This is a genomic window from Providencia vermicola, from assembly GCF_020381325.1.
Classification (GTDB): domain Bacteria; phylum Pseudomonadota; class Gammaproteobacteria; order Enterobacterales; family Enterobacteriaceae; genus Providencia; species Providencia vermicola.
On record NZ_JAGSPI010000003.1, the window covers coordinates 1 to 18,649 of the forward strand.

Genomic DNA, 18,649 nt, shown 5'->3' on the forward strand with positions numbered 1-18,649 from the left:
AGACAGATGTGTATAAGAGACAGTTTTGTCGGCAGCGTCAGATGTGTATAAGAGACAGTTTTATATCATTATCATAATATACACCGAACTAATGGCTTTTCACTTATTTCATAACTTAATTAATATAATTAATTTTTATTAGATTCCATTTTAACGCATAATCTAAAAGTTTATAAACTTACTTACGACTATTTTTCTCGGTGAAAGCCCATAGGGATATACATGAAAAAAAACCAAAAAAAAATCAATTACCAATAAGAACAATCTTATATAATAAAGAATAAACCTTCATCATAAAAATATTCTTAATTATATTTCCAGTATTTTTTCAATGTTCATTTAAGAATAAAAGTGGTGGCCATGAATTTTCGTTTTATTTTTTTATCCAGTACCCTATTTGCTTTCCCATTTTATGTATCAGGGGCTCCCTCTTCGGCCGTTGACCAACAAATCAACAATCAAATAAGCCAAGATAAATCTCGCCAGCAACAAACACAATTAGAAGCTAAAGATGTTTTAGGGAAAAAACAAGAACGCGCTAACAATATTCTAATCTTTGATAAAGAAGAACAATGTTTTGATATGAAAAAAGTAATTTTGGTGTCTGAACCTAAATTACCGTCAATGCGCCCTCTTGAAACTTATGCTAACCAAGTTGTAGGAGTCTGCATTGGGATTAAAGGGGTTGAAACATTAGCAAAAGGTTTACAAGATAATATTATTAAATCAGGTTATGTCACTACTCGAGTCAATATCCCTGAGCAAAATATTAGCGAAGGCATTTTAACCCTAGAGATAATTCCTGGCAAAGTCGCGAATGTAAAATTATCTGAAGATAGCGATACCTATATTACGCTAGGTGCAATTATGCCCGCAAAAGAAGGCGATATTCTGAATATTCGCGATATAGAACAAGGCTTAGAAAACTTAGAGCGCATTCCTGGTGCCAAAGCCAATATCGAATTATCCCCAGGGAAAGAATTCTCTACATCAGATATCACTATTCAACGAGAAAAATCCCCCCATGTTAATGTCGGGGGGTATTACAATAACTCAGGCAGCCGCCAAACGGGTAAAGACCAAGTTGGTGTGACCATTTATGGCAATAACCTAACCAGTTTGAATGACACTGTGTATATTTCAGCAGGTAAGAACCTAAAAAACCAAGAACGATACAGTACAAGTAATGCCGCTATTTACTATGCTGTACCCTACAATTATTGGCTTTTTTCTATCTATGCTAGCAAAAGTGATTATAAACAAACGATTAAAGATATTGTCAGTTATAAATATTATGGCGACAGCAAATATTACAATGCCACTGCCAGTAATGTTTTTTTACGGGGGCAAACATTCAAAGATACCGCGTCGATTCAGTTAATAAAACGTAAATCAGAGTATAAGCTTGAAGATGTTAAACTATTGTCTCAGGAGCGGAATTTAACCACCCTTAAAGTGGGAGTCAATCACCGACAAAATATCGATAATTCAACACTGGATGCCTCAATCAATTATCAGCGTAACGTTCCTTGGTTAGGTGCGGAACAGAGCTGGGACATGAAATATGGTGATGCAAGCCACATGGCCCGAGTTTTTACACTCGATGTGTCTGGCATGATCCCTATCTCTTTTGATGATTTTGTCATGAGTTACAATCCTCAGCTTTTTGTTCAGTACAGCAAGGACAGACTAACGATTCAAGACCAATTTTCACTCGGTAATCGATGGACAGTACGTGGTTTTGACGAAGAATTTTCACTTATTGGTGATAAAGGTTTCTATTTAAGGAATGAGTTTAACTTTTATATTCCAGGTTTTTCTTTCTATCCTTATTACGCGATTGACTACGGCCGTATATTTGGTGGTGTATATCCTCTTGGCCTTTATTCCGATGACCAACTTTTAGGAACGGCAATTGGTATGCGTGGAAGTGTCAATATCTTCAGTTATGATTTATTTCTAGGCGCTCCTCTTTATAAACCCGATGAGTACGAAACTAATAGCGTCAACGCAGGATTAAATGTTCAATGGTTTTGGTAATGTGACAGCTTAGATCAACTGACTAAAAGCTAAATACCACAATGATGTGTTTAGCTTTTATGTCCCTGTAAATATTTCCCCTCACCTAATGGCGCTATCCTTTATTTCGCTCTTTAATAATCAAGATAAGAAAATAGACAAATAAAGTGTTAACTCTATATTTTTAACATTTAAAAACTGAGTAATTGTAAAGTATCATGCGCTTTATTGTTATAGATATGTTTAATTAATCTTGCTGTCTTTATATAATGAAAAATCCGAGAATATAAATATTCTCGGATTTCCTACTGCACTCTATTCCATCAGAATTCAGGTATTAACCTGTATTGCATCCTATCAAAACTATTAGAAACGGTAACCGACACCAAACATAAATACAAATGGGTCTAAGCGTGTTTTAACTTTATAGTTTTCATCACCCGCTTTAAATTTAACATCAGATTCAATGTTCATCCACCAAACAGAGGTATTCAGCATCCAGTTATCTGTCAGCATGTAGTCCATACCTGCTTGTGCTGCAAAACCCCAAGAGCTTGATAAATCAAGGTCTGATAGACCAGCTGTTTTACCTGTGTTATTAAATTTTTCGTCAAAGAAGAAGGTATAGTTCAAACCAGCCCCTAAATAAGGGCGCAGTTTATCCTGTTTATCACCAAAATAATATTGTGCCATTAAAGTTGGTGGTAAATGTTTAACTGTAGCAATATTACCTGTTGGACCAGTACCTACTTTATGTTCAAACGGCGTTGCTGCTAATAATTCCACACCAATATTATCAGTGATCATATACCCAAAGGTTAAACCTAATTGAGTATTATTATTTGCACCGAAAGTTCCTAAATTACCGAGTCCGTTAATTTTAACATCGTCGCCACCTACATTAGGTCTTACAGTTGCAGTACCGGCGCGAAATAGAAAATCGCCAGCTTCATGAGCAATAGAAGCAGCTGGAGCTAAAGTTGCAGCCGCTAATACAAGCGCAGTGAGTTTTTTCATTATCAATCCCATTCCTGTGTTTTTATTTTAGTAAAATATACCGCATTATATAAATTGATGTTCAAATCAAGATCACATCTTTTACCAATTTATAGGTAATCCAATAAATATAGTTTTATTATTCCATCTATTATTTTTTTAATTTTGATTTAAATCAATTTTTGGAAAATAACGAATAAAATAAAAACTTGATCATTAAATTTATATATTTATCCTATACATTAAACATATATTCAAAATGCAATTTAAGTAATTCTAATTAATTTTCTCAATTAATTTAGTTAAATATTGAGAATGATTCCCTTTACATACTCACGTTAACTTCCCGAAATTTCTATCTTTCTCTACCTCTATGTCTGATACTCAGTTACAATTGCCTTAAAATTTTGATCCCGTTTGTAGATAGGAGCAGTTAAATGTCCATTTCGGCCAACTCACTCATCAGTGACAGCGTTAATTTTTTCAAAAATCAACTGAGTGGCCTTTTCACCATTGTTGTATTGGCAACGGCGGTGAGCCTAGTGATTTACGCAATGATGATCCCGAATGAACAAATGATTGGTGTGCTTGCTCAAGCACAAAACCAAATGATTGAGTCAGGGAATGCAGGTTTACAAGATTGGATATTAGGCCTTTCAGAGCAAGACAAAAGCAGCATCCTACGTGTTTCCTTTGGGCTAATTCTTTCTGTAACGCTAGGTAGCCTAGTGCTTATCTGTGGCACTTTATCTTATATTGCAGGGATGTCCCGTGGGGAACCCATGAATGCAACACAAGCGCTGAGTGCTTCATTAGGCAAAGCCCCTTCTATGTTTTTGTTACTCGTTGTTTGCTCACTTCTCATTCAACTTGGCATCACCATTATGGTGCTCCCAGGGATTGTTCTCGCGATTGGTTTTTCTTTAGCTCCAGCAATCTTAATTAATGAGCGTACAAACCCATTTAGCGCAATGGGTAAAAGCTGGAAAATGGCGTATGCAAACTGGCGTGTTGCCCTGCCAATGGTTTTAATTTGGATGGCTGCACAAATGTTGGTGAGTGTGTTATTAAGCAGCTTACAGATGAACCACATTGTCCTTAACGGTATATCATTCCTTCTGAATAATATCGTTGCTGCTTTCGCCTTAATTTATTTCTACCGTTTATATATGCTAGTCAATAAAACAGCTTAATGTCGATTTTAGAAAGGGAGCCAAATGGCTCCCCCTTTTATTCTCAGGCCTATTAATCAAGAAACATCTCAATTATTATCCGTTTTTAGTGTAAATGACTCTGTAGCATCTTCACTATCACACTTTTTTTCTAAATTGCGTTTCTCTTCCTCTATTTTTCTGTCTTCAACACATTTAATTTGAATTTGTTGCTTACTTTGAATTAAACGAATGGCAAAATAGATATCGGGCACAACTAATAAATCATCATCAGAGCGTGTAATTTTATTTTGTTCTAGCCAACGTTTAATTGATGTACGGCGCCCTGCCAACACTAACGTGACACCTTTCGCTTTCAAAGATGTGACAATATCATTAAGAGTTGAAAATACACTCACATCATTATGGGTAAAACTTACCGCGGCGTCGACGATCACCCATGCAGGTCTCTTTAATTGGTTATCTAAATGCTTATTCAACCGCTCTTTAAAGTAATTCACGTTGAAGTAAGTCAACGGAGAGTTAAAACGATAAATTAATACACCTTCAATAGGTTGAATATCATTATCTGATGTCATTGAATGCAACATGCCTTGCTCATCCACACCAAGTTGCTGATCAGTTGGCCTGAATACTACTCGGATAAACTGCAATAAGCCCAATAATACGGCTAACCCCACACCACTGATTAGCCCAACTAGCAGCACAGCAACTAACGTAAAGACACATAAGAAGAAAGCTTCTCTATTACGCTTACGCATGGATAAAATACTACGAAAACTAATTAACGAGAACGTCGAAACGACCAATACCATTCCCAAGGCTGGCATCGGAATATATTCCAATAAGTCCATAGAGAATAACAATACGGCTAAAATCGTTAATGCCGCAACAATAGAAACGAGCTGCGTTTTTCCCCCCATCATATCGTTAACTGCAGTACGGCTGCTTGCCGCACTCACCGCAAAACCTTGGGAAAGCGCAGAGGCAATGTTGGCTATCCCTAATGCACGTAGTTCCTGATCCGCATCAATAGCATAGCCATTTTTACTGGCGAAACTACGCGCAGTCATCATAAAACTGACAAAGCTGATCACTGCCAAGTTCATTGAAGGAATAACTAAGTCGCGTAGCAGTCCCGGTGGGAATTCTGGCATTGGGATAGAAGGCAACCCTTCGCCTAAATCCCCGACAATACTAATACCATACTGTTCAAGATTAAACACAATACTAGCGACCGTTGCGAGTACCATTGCAATCAATAATGATGGCCACTTACTACGCACACGTTTAATAATTAATGTGATTGCTAATGTTGCTACCGCAACCAATAAAGTTGGTATATGCGTTTGTGTTATTGATTGGGGAAACGCAATAAGGCGCTCGATAAATCCTGCAGGTAATGTGGTAATACCAAAAATTTTACCCATTTGGCTAACAACGATGGTTAACGCCACCCCATTTAACAAGCCTTGCAATATCGGGCGGGATAGAAAATCAGCAAAAGTTCCTAAACGGAATCTTGCGGCAATCAAACACCAAATACCCGTCATAAGGCTCATTACGATAATTAACTGCCAGCGAACATTTTCATCCCCCATTGCAAGTGGCGCAACAGCAGCAGCAATCACCGCACAAGTCGCGGCATCAGGGCCAATAATCAGTTGCTTTGATGTCCCAAACAGCGCATAAAAAAACATAGGAAGGATACAGGCATACAATCCAACAATAGCGTTCACCCCCATTAATTCGGCATAAGCAATCGCAACAGGTAATGCCACCGCCGCAACGGACAATCCTGCTTTCACATCAGAACCTAAGTTTGAAAGCTGGTAGTTAAACAGCGTTTCTAAACCTGGCATCCAGACAAATAGCTTAGCCTTTATCATTGAGGAAAAACACCTATAAATTAGTAAGTTAAATTATCTAAAACCTTATTTATAGCCGAACTGATAAAGTTTATCTAGAAGTAAGTCAAATAATAGTAAAATTGTGCAAATATGATTGGTAACAAGGCATGTTTATTGGTAAAAAGGTGCAAACTTTTAACAATTAATGCCAATATCGGTTAAACTACTCTATTATCTTGACGTTGAGGCGCTGTATTCACTGTTATGAAACAACTTATTGATTTTATCCCTCTGATTATCTTTTTCATCGTGTATAAGCGATACGACATTTTTTACGCAAGTGGTGCCTTAATGGTCACTACGCCACTGGCATTGTTAGCCACTTATCTTATTTATAAGAAAGTTGAAAAAGTCGCCAAGATCACCTGTGCTATTGTGATGGGTTTTGCGGCATTAACACTGATTTTCCACAGTGATGCATTCATTAAATGGAAAGTCACCATCATTTATGGTGCATTCGCTATCGCGTTATTATTCAGCCAGTGGTTTACTGAAAAACCATTAATTCAACGCATGCTAGGAAGTAACCAAGAAATAAAGTTAGCGGATAGTTACTGGAATAAGCTTAATAGTGCATGGGCTATCTTCTTTGTTTTTTGTGCAGTTTTAAATATTTATGTCGCATTTTGGATGGCGCAAGATATTTGGGTCAATTTCAAAGTATTCGGTCTGACGGCAGGGACACTCATTTTTACTGTGTTAAGCGTAGTATATATTTTTAAAAATATGACCAAAGATGCGGTTGAAAAACACGAAGAGTAATTATTTTTCTGAATAATAAAAAACCTGCTTAATCTAATTAGCAGGTTTTTTTGTTTTTAAACTAATGTCGGTTTTGTCCAAATGCCTTTTCAATCTTCTTATCCGTACTGTATTGTGATAATGCATATACAGACCAGATAGCAGCGGGTAACCAACCAATCAACGTCAGTTGTAAAATTAGACAAATTATTCCTGCAAATGGACGCCCTATCGTAAAAAATTGCAGCCACGGTAATAATATCGCCAAAATGAGTCTCATATTTTCTCCCTAAATACTTATCAATGGTTTATGGTTTAAGTATAGGCAATCTAATCAATTGACTAAATACAAAAAACACTTCTAGCGTTTTCTTTGCATAACTCTAACTTTCAGCCGAATTTAAACACAGTACGCCGATGTTCTGCTCTATTTATTAGATTTTATTGGCTAAGCACGTTTTATTGGCGATACTTGAGTAATAAGTCTGTAGTTAGAGTTTACTTGAGTATCAGTAATTTGCTATAAATGCTAACTAGTCGTTTTTATTCCCTTTTTAATAAGAGTTAAATATGCAATTACCAAACGGTGAATTGGTTTTACGAACCCTCGCTATGCCTGCGGACACAAACGCCAATGGTGATATTTTTGGTGGCTGGTTAATGTCACAAATGGACATTGGCGGTGCTATTCTTGCAAAAGAAATCGCACTCGGCCGTGTTGTTACCGTCGCAGTGAATGGCATAAAATTTCAAAAACCTGTCGCAGTCGGTGATGTGGTCTGTTGCTACGCACGTTGCTTAAAAACAGGTAAAAGCTCAATTACCATTAATATTGAAGTGTGGGTGAAAAAGGTTGCAACGGAGCCTGTCGGCCAACGTTACCGTGCCACCGATGCGGTATTTACCTATGTAGCCGTGAATGATGATAATACGCCACGAGAGTTACCAACAGAAAAACAGCATTTCCAATTAGCCAGCTCTGAGCAAGTCACCGAATAATCGTTTAATTCACGCTTAAATCAAAAAAGCACCGTTCTGGTGCTTTTTTAATAGCTTAATCAGTAAATTACACTTGGCTAACCGTGCCATCTAGTTTGAAGTAAATTTCGGTAACATAGCCTTTTGCGGGTTGTTTTTCGAATGTCCAGCGGTTCATTGCTCGTTTAACATCCCGCTCAAACAAACCTTTCGGTGAAACCTCAACAAATTCGATATTCGTCACACGACCACCATCATCAATATCATAACGCACTTTAACATAACCTTCTTTTCCTAAACGGCGCGCACGTTCTGGGTAAACAGGGGCTTGTTTATGTAATGCCCTTGGGCCACTTTTCGCGGTAGACTGGCTATTACTCGCCCCAGTATTTTTGGCGGTCGTTACTGGATTATTGTTTGTTTTCGGTGCTGTTGCATCTGATTTGATGTTATTCATCGCAAGTTGTTTTTCAACTGGCTTAACATCTTCTTTAATTTTTTTCTTTTCTTCCTGTTTTGGTTTTGGCTTTTTCTTCACTTCAGGTTTTTTCTTCGGCAAAACAATCGCAGGTTCAACCACAGGTTCCGGTTCAGGTTCGATAATCGGTTCTGGCTCTGGTTCGACAGGTGTTTCAACCTCAGGAACAGGCTCTGAAGCAGGTTCAGGGGCAGCAAAAGCAACCATCGAAATCGTCATTGGCTCAGGATCTCTAGCCAAATTAGGTTGATTAAAAATCCATGCCATCGCAAGACCTGCATGAATAGATAACGAAATGACGATAATTAAACTCCAACGGATCCAACGCATATGCAATTTCTACCCTACACCTGTCGACCTAAAAGAATATAGTCACTAGTTTAAATGCAAATAGCAATCATATTCAATAAGGTTTGTCATACAAAGTGAAAAATGTGAATGTGCGCCCTAATAACCCTACTCAACCCATTGAGTAAAAAGCAGTGAGTGTCGACGGCGATAAATGTCGATTTTGCGCATAGCATAAATGTGCATATTGCGTCTTGAATGCCCTTCTAGCCAGCGTCGACGGCGACGTTGCACTTGTCTTAACATTCTCCAACGACCGACCTCATGCCTACTGCGTCTCATTTTTCTGCCCTTTTTTTATGAAAAATACGGTAAGAAAATATTATATTCCTTTGAAAAAAAGAGCCAAGAAGATCTTTTATGGCCTATCTCATAATAATTATTTAATTTCAATGTTTATTATTTCAATTTGAAATTATTATTTCCTCATGAATTATCTATTACACAAAGCTTTTACTGCAAAATTTTGCTAAATTCTATTAAGTTAATATATTGCTCACTGTTTTTTCAGGTAAAACTTCTTTTTTTGATGGTATTCCCCTTATTAGCGAGAGGCATTTAATCCATTATGGCAACTGTTTATACCCTTATGAGTTGGCTTCTATTTTTCCTTTACTGGCTACTTATTGCAGCAATTACTGTCCGCATTTTAGTGAAAAGAAGGCCCGTGACCTCTGCAATGACATGGTTGTTAATTATTTATATCCTTCCTTTAGTTGGGATAATTGCCTATGTCGCCTTTGGTGAGCTTCATTTAGGGAAACGTCGTGTTGATAAAGCCCACCATATGTGGCCTTCTGTCGCCACATGGCTCGAAAACTTACGTCATTCAAAACATATTTTTGCCAATGAAAACAGTTCGGTAGCAGAACCGCTTTTTCAACTGATCGAAAAACGTCAGGGCATCGCTGGCGTGAAAGGGAACCGTATCCAACTATTAACCACTTGCGAAGATTCATTAAAAGCCATTGTTAATGACATTAATAATGCACAGCATTCTATCGAGATGGTGTTCTACATTTGGCAACCTGGTGGATTGGTTGATGGCGTAACGGAGGCTCTGCTAAATGCCGCTAAACGCGGTGTAAAATGCCGTATCATGGTTGACTCCGCAGGGAGTTGGCACTTTTTCCGCAGTGATTATCCTGTAAAAATGCGCGCAGCGGGCATTGAGTTTGTCGAATCACTAAAAGTGAATTTAATGCGTTTCTTCTTACGTCGCATGGATTTACGCCAACACCGTAAAATTGTCATTATCGATAACTACATTTCATACACTGGAAGTATGAATATGGTTGACCCTCGCTATTTTAAACAAGACTCAGGTGTTGGTGAATGGATTGATATTTTAGTGCGCATGGAAGGCCCAGTGAGTACCACTTTAGGGATTGTGTATGCGTTTGACTGGGAAATGGAAACAGGCCAACGTATTTTGCCACCACCACCAGACAGCAATATTATGCCATTTGAACAAGCCAATGGTCACACCACCCAAACCATCGCTTCAGGTCCTGGCTTCCCTGATGAACTGATTCAACAATCGCTGATGACCGCCATGTTTTCTGCTCGCAAACAGTTAATCATGACAACGCCCTATTTTGTCCCTAGTGATGACCTTCTGCATGCTATCTGTACCGCAGCCATGCGCGGTGTCGATGTGAGCATTATCATGCCAAGGCAAAATGACTCTTTCCTCGTTCGATGGGCTAGTCGTTCATTTTATAGCGAATTACTTGAGGCTGGCGTAAAAATTTACCAATTCGAAGATGGCTTATTGCATACCAAAAGTGTCCTTGTGGATGGCGAACTCAGTTTAGTTGGCTCTGTTAACCTTGATATGCGTAGCTTATGGCTCAACTTTGAAATCACTGTCGTTATTGATGATAAAAGTTTTGGTAGCGATCTGACGTTAGTTCAGTATGATTACATGGCTCGCTCAACACGCTTAGAAATTGAAGAATGGGAACAACGCCCCTTCTGGAACCGCGTGGTTGAGCGTGTTTGTTATTTCTTTAGCCCACTGTTGTAGCGTAAATGAATTAGGAAAGGTCATGACTGAGAAACACAATATACATTTAATCGATGAAGACGATATCATTGAAATGGCTTATGACCTTTTTCTCGAAGGCGCAATAGATAATCTAGAACCTGCTGACCAGCTTATTTTTGCCTTACAGTTTGAAGAATCTGGTGCAGCTGAGATCGTTGATTTAACTGATAATTGGCAAGGTATTCTGCCGAATGAGGCAAATTTGTCACAGTTCAGTGAAGTGATTATTGGGCTGGCAAAAAACCCCGATGACGAACTCGACGATATCTTTGCTCGCGTCTTAATTAGCCGCCATCCGACAGAGCCTTTCCACTCTATTCTCTGGAAAAAATAACGACTGAGGGGCTGTTAGCCCTGAGGTTGTTGACAAAGTAGGATAAAAACGTCGTTTTTCTGCTTTGTGTTATCAGCCGAAAATCAATAAGTTTATTTTCAATAACCTATCCAACCTGCCGTTAAGCCTGATCGGTTTGTCAGCAATCTGAAGAGCAGAGCCAATTGACTCTGCTTTTTAAGTTAATGGAGGTTTAAAGACATTAAAGTGGGTCGATTTTTAAACAAGATACCGCATGTTTAAAGCTTCCCTCTAGTAACGGCCGTGTTTTTGCACACTCTTCATCTGCCAATGGGCAGCGAGTTCGGAAAACGCAACCTGAAGGTGGGTTAATCGGTGATGGCAGCTCCCCCTCCAGTAATTCAATGCTTTTATTTTTTTCCTTGTCAGGGTCTGGCACGGGAACCGCTGACATCAACGCTCGAGTATACGGGTGTAAGGGGTTATTATAGACCTCATCATAGGTACCTAATTCCACGGCATGTCCCAAATACATCACCAGTACACGGTCAGAAATGTGCTTAACCACGGCTAAATCATGAGCTATAAATATCAGCGATAATTTCATTTCACGCTGTAGTTCTTGCAGCAAATTCACCACTTGCGCCTGAATTGATACATCCAAAGCTGAAACAGGTTCATCACAAATAACCAATTTTGGCTCTAATATCAATGCTCTAGCAATACCAATTCGCTGACACTGCCCACCAGAAAACTCATGGGGATAACGGTTAATCAAGTTCGGTAATAACCCCACTCGCATCATCATCGCTTTTACTTTTTCGGTGATTTGCGATTGTGGCATTTTCGGGTAATAGGTTTTTAGTGGTTCAGCAATAATATCACCAATGGTCATTCGCGGGTTTAATGATGCCAATGGGTCTTGGAAAATCATTTGGATATCGCTACGTACACTGCGCCACTCTTTATCACTTTTACCTAATAAATTTTGACCTAGCCAGCTAACGGTGCCGTCTGTCGCTTTAACTAAACCTATTAGCGCACGTGCAAAGGTGGATTTACCACAACCAGACTCACCAACTACCCCCAGAGTTTCCCCTTCATATAAGCGCAGTGTGACGCCATCCACCGCTTTTAAACTTTTGTCGGGTTGCCAAAACCACTGTTTTTTGTCCCTAATAGAAAAATGCACTTTTAGGTCATTAACTTCCAGTAACACAGGCCTATTTTCATGAGTCGTCATACTAATTCCTCCATAGGCTTGAAGCAGGCACGCAGGCGGGTTTGCGCAAAGGATGCTAAAGCAGGTTCGCTTTCTATACATTGCTGTGTTGCATATTGGCAACGTGGTGAGAACGGACAACCTTTTGGTAACCTTAATAGATTTGGTGGGTTACCTGGTATTGTTGCGAGGCTTTCATCATCCCCATCGAGTCGCGGAACTGCCGCTAATAACCCCAAAGAATAAGGGTGAGATGGCTGATAAAAAATATCTTTGGCAGTACCATACTCCATAGTACGCCCCGCATACATGACCAATACTTTGTCGCAAACGCCAGCCACAACCCCCAAGTCATGGGTGATCAAAATAATTGCTGTATCAAACTCATCTTTCAATTCATTCAGCAACGTCATGATTTGTGCTTGTACCGTCACATCTAACGCCGTTGTTGGCTCATCCGCAATCAGTAATTTTGGCTGGCACAATAGTGCCATCGCAATCATCACCCTCTGGCGCATCCCGCCTGAGAATTCATGGGGATACATATTCATACGCTTACGCGCTTCAGGCATTTTAACGGCATCCAACATTTTCACTGATGCCTCGAAAGCGTCACTTTTCCCCATTCCCTTATGGAGCATCAGTACCTCAGATAGCTGCGTGCCAATTTTTAAGTAGGGATTTAATGACGTCATTGGGTCTTGGAAGATCATGGAGATTTCTTCAGCCCGCATCCGATTTAATTCTTTTTCTTTTAGATTCAGAATTTCACGACCATTAAACATCGCGGAACCATTGATTCGGCCATTTTTTGCCAGTAGTCCCATCAAAGCAAATGCCGTTTGCGATTTCCCTGACCCTGACTCCCCAACAATCCCCAAGGTTTCCCCTGCGCGTAAATCAAAATTAAGCTTATTAACTGCAGTGACATCGCCATCTTGCGTAGAAAAAGTCACACTCAAATCTTTAACTGATAACAGAGGGCTTTTGGTTGAATTTATTGACATAACATTTCCCTCTAACGGTCTTTCGGATCGAGGGCATCACGTAAGCCATCGCCGATAAAATTAAAACAAAACAACGTGATAACCAGAAAGCCCGCAGGGATCAACAATAACCATGGTGTCACTTCCATCGAGTTTGCCCCATCACTGAGCAAAGCCCCCCAACTACTGAGTGGCTCTTGTGTGCCCAAACCTAAGAAGCTGAGAAATGATTCAAACAAGATCATGCTCGGTACTAACAGGGATGCATACACGACTACCACTCCCAGCACATTTGGCACAATATGGCGTAAAATAATATGGCGCGTGCTGACACCACAAACTAATGCCGCTTCAATAAATTCTTTACGTTTTAATCCCAGCGTTTGCCCACGCACAATACGCGCCATATCCAGCCAAGATACCATTCCAATTGCGACGAAAATCAATAAGATATTGGTGCCAAATAAGGTTACTAATAAAATAACGAAGAACATAAATGGAAATGAATTCAGAATTTCCAATAAACGCATCATGATTGAGTCGACTTTACCACCCACATAACCTGCTAATGAGCCATATAGCGTCCCCACGATAACAGCCACCAGCGCGGCGGCAACCCCCACCATCAACGAGATACGCCCACCAATGGCAACGCGCACGAGTAAGTCACGACCAGAGGCATCCGTACCAAAATAATGGCCTGTCGCCATATCTGGCGGCATGGACATCATCTCCCAATCAGTATCATCGTATAAGAATGGTGATAGCATCGGTGCAAAAATGACAAATAATGTGATTAAAAACAACACACATAAACTGAAAATTGCCGCACGGTTATGCATGAAACGACGACGCGCATCCTGCCACAAACTGCGCCCTTCAATATCCAATTGCTCTGAAAAATTCGCCAGAGCTTCACTATTTTTTTGATTCGAAATCATAGCGTTTCTCCAATTAGTAGCGAATTTTCGGGTCAATGACGGCATACAATACATCGACAATCGCATTAAAGGTTATCGTTAATACCCCAACCAAAATGGTTAAGCTCAACACCAAGGAATAATCGCGGTTAAGTGCGCCATTAACGAATAATTGACCAATACCAGGTAAACCAAAAATAGTTTCAATCACCATTGAACCCGTAATAATTCCCACAAATGCAGGGCCCATATAGGAAAGCACTGGGAGCAACGCAGGTTTTAAGGCATGACGTAAAATGATAGTTCTCAGTGGTAAGCCCTTAGCGCGTGCAGTACGGATAAAATTTGAATGCATAATTTCTATCATCGAACCACGGGTGATACGGGAAATACTGGCGATATAGGCTAATGACAATGCCACCATCGGCAAAATCATGTGTTTCAAATTACCACCGTCCCAGCCACCGCCAGGGAGCCATTTCAAGTGAATGGCAAATATCAGCACCAAAAGCGGTGCGACAACAAAGCTTGGGATGACAACCCCCGTCATGGCAAACCCCATGACTGTAAAATCCCATTTTGTATTTTGATTAAGAGCAGCGATGACCCCTGCCGTAACGCCAAATAAAACGGCAACCACAAAGGCTGTAGCCCCCAGTTTCGCAGAAACAGGGAAAGCTTTCGCTACTAAGTCATTGACACTATAGTCTTTATATTTAAATGAAGGCCCAAAATCGCCTTGTGAGAGCTGAATAAGGTAGTTGAAGTACTGCTTATACATCGGATCATTTAAATGGTATTTGGCTTCAATGTTTGCCATCACCTCAGGTGGTAGCTTACGCTCGCCCGTAAACGGACTACCCGGCGCTAAGCGCATCATAAAAAATGAGATGGTAATGAGAATTAAAAGAGTCGGGATTGCCTCAAGCACCCGACGCAAAATAAATTTCAGCATTGCTCGTTCCTGCTTCTATTGCCCATTAGGCTAATATCTGGCCCCTCTCGGAGCCAGAGCATTGTTATTAGTGTTTGATAATATACAAATCTTTAGTATGTAAGTTATCTAATGGGTCTTTCCCGCTATAACCACCAACGTACGGTTTCACTAAACGGGTGTTAACATAGTAGTAAAGCGGAACAATGCCTGAATCTTTATCGAGTAACTTTTCAGCTTGTTGATATAAGGCCGCTCGTTCTTCGTCTGTTTTCACCTGTAATGTTTTCTTCATCACAGCGTCAAAGTCCGTATTTTTATAGTGAACAGTGTTGTTACTACTGTAGGAAAGTAGCATATTCAGGAACGAAGATGGTTCGTTATAGTCTGCGCACCATCCTGCGCGGGCAACATCATAATTACCTTGATGTCGGCTATCCAAGAAGGTTTTCCACTCTTGGTTTTCGAGTTTAACGTCTGCGCCGATATTTTTCTTCCACATAGAAGATGCGGCAATCGCAATACGTTTATGCAAATCTGACGTGTTATACAGTAAGTTGAATTTTAATGGATTTGCTTTGTTATAACCCGCCTCTTCCAGCAATTGTTTCGCTTTTTCGTTACGCTGTTCTTGAGTCATATTGGCGTACCAATCTGGCTTCTCAGTTTCCATGCCGCTGGTAAAGGGTGGCGTAAAGCCATAAGCGGGGATATCCCCCTGCGCTTTCACTTTATAGGTGATAGTGTCTCTGTCCATCGACAGTTTTAACGCTTCACGAACACGCGGGTCGTTAAATGGCGGTTTTTCGTTATTAATTTCATAGTAGTAAATGCACAGATAAGGATTTACACGTAACTCATTGGGCATATTTTGCTGTAAGCTTTTAAATTGCTCAATAGGTAAGTTACTGTATGTCATATCAATTTCACCACTACGGTAGCGGTTTACATCGGTAACTTCAGACGAAATTGGCAGGAAAGTAACTTGGTCAATAATCGTGTTTGCGTTATCCCAATATGTTGGACTGCGCTCTAACACAATACGCTCGTTAACAGTCCAATCTTTCAGTTTATAAGCTCCATTACCCACAAAATTTTGGGGTTGAGTCCATTTAGCGCCATTCTTTTCAATCACTTTTTTGTTTACTGGCGACATGGATGAGTGAGCTAATAATTTAGGAATATAAGGAACGGCCTCACTGAGCGAAATCACTAATGTTTTGTCATCAAGGGCTTTGACGCCAAGTTCTTGCGGTTTTTTCTTACCCGCAATAATATCGTCAACATTTTTGATATGCGCGTATTGTAGGTAGCTTGCATATGGAGAGGCGGTATCAGGGTCTGCTAAACGTTGCCAACTATAAACGAAATCCTCTGCCGTGACAGGGTCACCATTTGACCATTTTGCCCCATCACGTATTTTAAACGTCCACTCGGTAAAATCTTTGTTTTCCCAGCTGGTTGCTGAGCCGGGTAAAATTTCCCCATCTGGCCCAACAATCGTAATCCCTTCAAACAGATCCCTTGCTAAAGCTGACTCAGGTACCCCTTCGATTTTATGTGGGTCTAAAGACTGTGGCTCTGAACCATTATTTCTGACCATCACTTGCTTTTCCGCAAGTTCAACACCTGCTGGAACCGTCGCAGCAAAACTGGTTGCTATTGACCCCATCGCTAACCCAGCGGTAACGCTAAGTGCAATAATCGATTTATTGATTAATTTACTCATCTTATCGGTTACTCCCATACATATTTATTATGATTGTGTGTTGATGCAGGTTTATCTTAGAGATAAACACTTTTTATAATTATTTGGATATTATTTATTAGGTTCACTTATATATAACCGTTTAATATCCGTATAATCAAGGGGGTCTTTACCTTTAAATCCACCAACGGTGGGTTTTACCATACGTGCGCTGACGCGATAATAGACAGGAACTAACGCAGAGTCCTTGTCTAACAAGGCTTCAGCTTGTTGATAAATCTGATGACGCGCTTGTTCATCTTGCGCAGTTAATGCTTGGGCAAGTAATGCGTCAAACGTGGCGTTTGAATAGAAACCGGTATTATTGCTGTTATCCGTTAACATCATATTTAAAAATGCAGTTGGTTCATTGTAATCAGCACACCAAGTCGCCCTTGCAACATCGTATTGCCCTTCATGACGGCTTTGCAGTGAAGTTTTCCATTCCTGATTTTGTAGCGTAACCTTCGCACCAATATTTTTTTGCCACATAGAAGCGGCAACAATAGCTTGCTGTTTATTTTGGTCTGACGTGTTGTATAACAACGAAAATTTCAGGGGATTCTCTTTGGTGTAACCCGCTTCAGCCAATAGTTCTCTCGCCCGTTGATAACGCTGCTCAGCGGATAAACTGACCCACTGCGGTGGCTCAAAATTGCCATTATTAATAAATGTTGGTGTGAACCCATACGCCACTGTTTGGCCTTGGTTGATGATTTTATTCGTAATGGTTTCTCTATCTAACCCTAATTTAATCGCCTCCCTCACTCGAGGGTCATTGAACGGTGGGCGTTTATTATTAATTTCATAATAAAAAGTACACAAATAAGGCCTTACATATAACTCATTGGGCTTTTCTTGCTTCATCTTTTGATAAAGCGCGGGCGGAATAGCGGAATTGCTGATATCGGTTTCCCCACTTCGATAGCGGTTGATATCACTAACTTCAGAAGAAATTGCGAGGAACGTCGCTTGGTCTATCTGGCTCTGCGCATTATTCCAATATAACGGATTACGTTTTACAACAATGCGCTCGTTAACCACCCATTTATCCAGCAAATATGCCCCATTACCCACAAAATTTTGGGGTTGAGTCCATTTATCACCATGTTTTTCAATTGTCTGTTTATGAACAGGCTTCATCGCTGTATGGGATAACATATCAACAAAATAGGGGACAGGATGGCTTAACGTGACTTGTAAGTGATGGGAATCTAAGGCTTTTACGCCAAGTTCATTGACAGGCTTTTCACCTGCTAAAATGGCATCCGCGTTTAAAATATAAGCGTTTTGTAGGTAACTTGAATAAGGTGAGCCCGTTGCTGGATCCGCAAGACGTTGCCAGCTATAGACAAAATCTTCCGCGGTGACAGGAGTTCCATCACTCCACGTTGCGTCATCTCTGAGTGTAAAAACCCAAGTAATGTAATTATCATTTACCCAGTTTTTGGCCACACCTGGTGTCACTTTGCCATCGACATCAGTATAAACTAGGCCTTCTAACAAATTTAAAATAACATTGCTTTCAGGCACTCCCTCCACTTTGTGCGGGTCAAGGGAGGCCACTTCTGAACCATTATTAATCACAATTGATTGTACAGGTTTAACAATATTGGCACTCATTGATGATGCTGTAAGAAATAATGACAGTGCTCCTAAACCCATTGCCGTTCTTATCATTTTATCCCTCATGATTAGCAACCTTCGCAGTAATTAATTAAACCTTTTAGCTAGCCAAACATGGCCGAATGCACTCTTTGAATACAAATAATTAAAACAATTAATTAACATTTGTTAGTTAAAAACTTCATGCCATTTTTAAAATAAACTTACTACATCACCATTAAATACTT

The 18,649-nt window shown here is 39.9% G+C and carries 17 protein-coding genes; 6 read left to right on the forward strand and 11 right to left on the reverse strand.

The window, feature by feature from the left end; genetic code table 11:
• Positions 1-360: 360 nt before the first annotated feature.
• Positions 361-2,040: a ShlB/FhaC/HecB family hemolysin secretion/activation protein gene (locus tag KDJ85_RS04740; RefSeq protein WP_225818682.1), complete on the forward strand. Its 1,680-nt coding sequence runs from the start codon at positions 361-363 to the stop codon at positions 2,038-2,040.
• Between the two features lie 345 nt (positions 2,041-2,385).
• Here the strand turns inward: KDJ85_RS04740 and ompW are convergent, their stop codons facing one another.
• Positions 2,386-3,036 (reverse strand): outer membrane protein OmpW, encoded by a 651-nt coding sequence (gene ompW / locus KDJ85_RS04745; protein WP_225818683.1) that lies wholly within the window; start codon positions 3,034-3,036, stop codon positions 2,386-2,388.
• 416 nt (positions 3,037-3,452) lie between these two features.
• On the opposite strand from ompW, the gene KDJ85_RS04750 reads away from it, so the two are divergent.
• A complete protein-coding gene (locus KDJ85_RS04750; protein WP_225818684.1) occupies positions 3,453-4,208 on the forward strand; it encodes a YciC family protein in 756 nt (251 codons plus the stop codon).
• A gap of 68 nt (positions 4,209-4,276) precedes the next feature.
• On the opposite strand, the gene KDJ85_RS04755 is transcribed toward KDJ85_RS04750, so the two are convergent.
• Positions 4,277-6,076, reverse strand: a complete 1,800-nt coding sequence (locus KDJ85_RS04755) for a SulP family inorganic anion transporter (RefSeq protein ID WP_225818685.1) — start codon at positions 6,074-6,076, stop codon at positions 4,277-4,279.
• Positions 6,077-6,301: 225 nt separating this feature from the next.
• On the opposite strand from KDJ85_RS04755, the gene KDJ85_RS04760 reads away from it, so the two are divergent.
• Entirely contained in the window at positions 6,302-6,859 is a 558-nt protein-coding gene (locus KDJ85_RS04760; RefSeq protein ID WP_225818686.1) for a septation protein A, read from the forward strand.
• A gap of 61 nt (positions 6,860-6,920) precedes the next feature.
• Here KDJ85_RS04760 and KDJ85_RS04765 read toward each other — a convergent pair whose 3' ends face one another.
• Positions 6,921-7,118, reverse strand: a complete 198-nt coding sequence (locus KDJ85_RS04765) for a YqaE/Pmp3 family membrane protein (RefSeq protein ID WP_225818687.1) — start codon at positions 7,116-7,118, stop codon at positions 6,921-6,923.
• A 290-nt stretch (positions 7,119-7,408) separates the two neighbouring features.
• Here KDJ85_RS04765 and yciA point away from each other — a divergent pair, with 290 nt between their 5' ends.
• The gene (yciA, locus tag KDJ85_RS04770) at positions 7,409-7,837 is read left to right on the forward strand and encodes an acyl-CoA thioester hydrolase YciA (RefSeq protein ID WP_225818688.1); all 429 of its coding nucleotides are present in this window, start codon (positions 7,409-7,411) and stop codon (positions 7,835-7,837) included.
• Positions 7,838-7,904: 67 nt separating this feature from the next.
• Here yciA and KDJ85_RS04775 read toward each other — a convergent pair whose 3' ends face one another.
• A complete protein-coding gene (locus KDJ85_RS04775; RefSeq protein WP_225818689.1) occupies positions 7,905-8,624 on the reverse strand; it encodes a TonB family protein in 720 nt (239 codons plus the stop codon).
• A gap of 126 nt (positions 8,625-8,750) precedes the next feature.
• A complete protein-coding gene (locus KDJ85_RS04780; RefSeq protein WP_206086122.1) occupies positions 8,751-8,924 on the reverse strand; it encodes a YciY family protein in 174 nt (57 codons plus the stop codon).
• 286 nt (positions 8,925-9,210) lie between these two features.
• On the opposite strand from KDJ85_RS04780, the gene cls reads away from it, so the two are divergent.
• Positions 9,211-10,671, forward strand: a complete 1,461-nt coding sequence (cls, locus tag KDJ85_RS04785) for a cardiolipin synthase (protein ID WP_225818690.1) — start codon at positions 9,211-9,213, stop codon at positions 10,669-10,671.
• A gap of 22 nt (positions 10,672-10,693) precedes the next feature.
• Positions 10,694-11,026: an HI1450 family dsDNA-mimic protein gene (locus tag KDJ85_RS04790; protein WP_225818691.1), complete on the forward strand. Its 333-nt coding sequence runs from the start codon at positions 10,694-10,696 to the stop codon at positions 11,024-11,026.
• 202 nt (positions 11,027-11,228) lie between these two features.
• Here the strand turns inward: KDJ85_RS04790 and oppF are convergent, their stop codons facing one another.
• The 6 genes from oppF to KDJ85_RS04820 form a co-directional block, all read right to left on the reverse strand.
• Complete coding sequence (oppF, locus tag KDJ85_RS04795) at positions 11,229-12,230, reverse strand: murein tripeptide/oligopeptide ABC transporter ATP binding protein OppF (protein ID WP_225818692.1); 1,002 nt, start codon at positions 12,228-12,230, stop codon at positions 11,229-11,231.
• Positions 12,227-13,216 carry an ABC transporter ATP-binding protein gene (gene oppD, locus KDJ85_RS04800; RefSeq protein WP_225818693.1) on the reverse strand — a complete coding sequence of 330 codons (990 nt, stop codon included), beginning with the start codon at positions 13,214-13,216 and terminating at the stop codon, positions 12,227-12,229. The genes oppF and oppD overlap by 4 nt, the downstream gene beginning before the upstream one ends.
• 11 nt (positions 13,217-13,227) lie before the next feature.
• The gene (oppC, locus tag KDJ85_RS04805) at positions 13,228-14,136 is read right to left on the reverse strand and encodes an oligopeptide ABC transporter permease OppC (protein WP_225818694.1); all 909 of its coding nucleotides are present in this window, start codon (positions 14,134-14,136) and stop codon (positions 13,228-13,230) included.
• A 13-nt stretch (positions 14,137-14,149) separates the two neighbouring features.
• Complete coding sequence (oppB, locus tag KDJ85_RS04810) at positions 14,150-15,070, reverse strand: oligopeptide ABC transporter permease OppB (protein ID WP_206086129.1); 921 nt, start codon at positions 15,068-15,070, stop codon at positions 14,150-14,152.
• Between the two features lie 67 nt (positions 15,071-15,137).
• Positions 15,138-16,778 carry an oligopeptide ABC transporter substrate-binding protein OppA gene (gene oppA, locus KDJ85_RS04815; RefSeq protein WP_225818695.1) on the reverse strand — a complete coding sequence of 547 codons (1,641 nt, stop codon included), beginning with the start codon at positions 16,776-16,778 and terminating at the stop codon, positions 15,138-15,140.
• Positions 16,779-16,868: 90 nt separating this feature from the next.
• Positions 16,869-18,488, reverse strand: a complete 1,620-nt coding sequence (locus KDJ85_RS04820; RefSeq protein ID WP_225818696.1) for an ABC transporter substrate-binding protein — start codon at positions 18,486-18,488, stop codon at positions 16,869-16,871.
• Positions 18,489-18,649: the final 161 nt, after the last annotated feature.